Source organism: Pseudomonas edaphica (assembly GCF_005863185.1).
Classification (GTDB): Bacteria; Pseudomonadota; Gammaproteobacteria; order Pseudomonadales; family Pseudomonadaceae; genus Aquipseudomonas; species Aquipseudomonas edaphica.
Map to the genome: position 1 here is coordinate 1 of NZ_VBVZ01000713.1, position 2,911 is coordinate 2,911.

A 2,911-nucleotide genomic window follows, 5' to 3' on the forward strand; every position below is an offset into this window, starting at 1 on the left:
GGTCAGTCGATACATCTGTAACTGAGAGACCGCTATCGCAGGCAAGCCAGCTCCCACATGGACCGGGTTGCACAGTGGAAATCAGGTAAATACCAGGCAAAAAAAAGGCCGCACCCTGCCAAGGAGACGGCCAAAAAATTGTCGAGGCTTTTGAAACTTAACGTGCAGTAATCACCGACAGCTTGGTGATGCCTGCGCGCTCGATAGACGCCATGGCTCGCGCCACTTCGCCGTAATTCACACCATCATCGGCCTGCAGTTGCACCCGCACTTGCGGGTCCTTGGCCTTGGCCGCCTGCAGGTTGAACTCAAGCAGGTCAGGCTGGATTTCGTCCTTGTTGATAAACAATTTGCCGACGCCGTCGATGCTGACCACCAGCGGGTCTTTCTGCTCCACCGGGGCTACGGCCTGGGTCTTGGGCAGGTTGATCGGGATCGAATTGGTCAATAACGGCGCGGTGACGATAAACACCACCAGCAGCACCAGCATCACGTCCACCAGCGGTGTGACGTTGATCTCGCTCAGCACCTCATCACTGTCTTGCGTGGAGAAGGCCATTTCAGGACGCCTCCTTCACTTTTTGCGCGGTGCCTGCCGCGCTTTTGGTCAGCGTAGGGTGCAGCAGCACGCGGAAGGAATTCTTCTGCGCCAGGCTGTAGAAGTCGTGGGCGAAGTCATCCAGGTCCGCTGCCGTGAGCTTGAGGCGACGCAGGAAGTAGTTGTAGACCAGCACCGCCGGCACCGCGACCGCGATACCCACACCGGTAGCGACCAATGCCGCACCAATTGGACCTGCGACGGTTTCCAGGCTGGCCGAGCCGGCAGCGCTGATGCCTTTGAGGGCTTCCATGATGCCCCACACGGTGCCGAACAGGCCGATAAACGGCGAGGTGCTGCCAATACTGGCGACCACGGCCAGGCCGGTTTCCAAAGAGCGGCGCTCACGCACGATCTGCTGGCGCAGGGCACGTTCAAGGCGGTCCTGGTGATTGATGGCCTGGCTCAAGTCTGCTGCGTGCGGGGCATCACCGACCTGGATCGCGGCATAACCGGCCTGGGCTACACGGGCTGCGGCGCCGGGCTGGGTCTCGGTCAGCTCAGCGGCGGAATCGAGACTCGACGCCGCCCAGAACTGTTTGTGAAACTTGCGATCCTGCGCCTTGAGGCGCCCGAACTGCACGCCCTTCAATAACGCCAGGCCCCAGGTGGCGACCGAAAAGACCACCAGCAGCCAGATTACCGCGCTTTCGATGGATTCAAGTGGAGATGCTAATGCCATGATGTTTTCCCTCTGTGCAGGTGGCGGCGTGTCCAACACACCGCTGCCGAATCGTTAGTGAATCTTGAAATCGATCGGAACGCTGACCCAGCCGTCCTGGGCCACATCGCCCTGCTTGGCCGGCACGAAACTCCAACGTTTCACGGCGGCCAGTGCGGCGTCGTCGAGTTGCTGGCGACCGCTGCTTTTCTGGACCTGGACCTCACCCGGCTTGCCGCTGGCCAACACATGCACGCGCAACAGCACGGTGCCTTCCCAACCACGGCGCTGAGCCAGTGACGGGTACTCCGGCGCCGGGTTCTTCAAGTACGCGGCGTTGGCCGAAGCAGGTGTCACCGGCGCAGGTGAAGGTGCCGGTGGCGCTGCTGGCGCTGGAGGCGCAGGTTTCGGTGGCGCAGGCGGTTGCTCGACCGCTTTTGGCACAGGTTTGGGTTCAGGTTTTGGCACCGGCTTCGGCTTGGGTTTTGGAACAGGTTTGGGCGGCGCTGGTTTGGCGGCCAACTCATCGACTACCGGCGGTGGTGGCTCGACCACAGGCGGTGGCGGTGGCGGCGGTACAGGCGCAGGCGGCTCCACCACCGGCGGCGCGGGTTGGGAAAATTCGATGGTCATCGGCGGGATTTCCGGCGGCACAATCGGCAACACCGGCGTGGGCTTCTGGCTCACCCAATAAATCACCGCACCGTGCAGGGCCAACACCAGCAACCCCAGCAGAATCCCTTCACGACGACTCGAAAAACGCTTCGGGGTTTTCTGCAAACGCAATTGCCCCAACGGCGCGCGGTGCGGCCGGCCAAGGTCGACCAACTCACCACCCGGTGCCTGGCGCCACTGCGCCTCGGGCGCACTGGCGGCGGTCTGGACATTGCCCATTGATTCACTCCCTACGGTTTTCAAACCAAAAAACCGACAGGCCTGCCAAAGCGGCCGTCGAGGGCTGAATCATCGGGGTTAGACGCTTATCTCTTAAAGTAATCTTTAAAGTTATACATAGATCTAAATTGAATAAACGAAACACCCTGAAACGCCAAAGCCACGTTGGCCGTGGCCTGTGGCGAAGGGGTTGTTTTTCAATGCTTTAGAGGCATAAAAAATATTCAGTAAACGCATGGATTGTGGCAAGCCCGCTCGCCACAAAAAAACATTCGTCGAACGCTTCAAGATGGATTGTTGGCGCATAAATCGAGCAATTGCCGCTGCAACGTTTGCCCCGCTGCCCCCAGGCCACTGCGGCCATACAGCGCCAGGCGCACGCCCTGCACCATCGGCAAACCACTGTCATCGCCGAGCACCACATGCCCAGGCTGCACCACCCGTCGCGGCAACAGGCTGATGCCCAACCCCGCCGCCACCGCCGAGCACACACTGGCTAGGCTGGCGCTGGAATAGCCGATGCGCCAACGCCAACCGCCGACTTCCAGGTGGTGAAGCATTTCATTGCGGTACAAGCCGCCCACCGGAAACGCCACCAAGGGCAGCGGGTCGCGCCCAATCGACGGCATGCTGCGGCTGTCTACCCAACACAGCGGTTCCGGCCACGAGGCCAGGCAGTCATCGCTGTCGCCCATCTGCTTGACCAGCAACACGTCGAACTCACCGGCGCGGTATTGCCGCTGCAGTTCCGGACCGAG

The 2,911-nt window shown here is 60.9% G+C and carries 4 protein-coding genes; all 4 read right to left on the minus strand.

The genetic code is table 11. From position 1 onward, the window contains the following. Positions 1 to 157 precede the first annotated feature (157 nt). Positions 158 to 559 carry an ExbD/TolR family protein gene (locus tag FEM54_RS29385; RefSeq protein ID WP_138453940.1) on the minus strand — a complete coding sequence of 134 codons (402 nt, stop codon included), beginning with the start codon at positions 557 to 559 and terminating at the stop codon, positions 158 to 160. A gap of 1 nt (position 560) precedes the next feature. Continuing rightward, complete coding sequence (locus tag FEM54_RS29390; protein ID WP_085985974.1) at positions 561 to 1,283, minus strand: MotA/TolQ/ExbB proton channel family protein; 723 nt, start codon at positions 1,281 to 1,283, stop codon at positions 561 to 563. 51 nt (positions 1,284 to 1,334) lie between these two features. Then, entirely contained in the window at positions 1,335 to 2,153 is an 819-nt protein-coding gene (locus FEM54_RS29395) for an energy transducer TonB (protein ID WP_138453941.1), read from the minus strand. Positions 2,154 to 2,437: 284 nt separating this feature from the next. Continuing rightward, on the minus strand, positions 2,438 to 2,911 hold a 474-nt coding region (locus FEM54_RS29405; protein ID WP_240792823.1), incomplete at its 5' end, for a LysR substrate-binding domain-containing protein.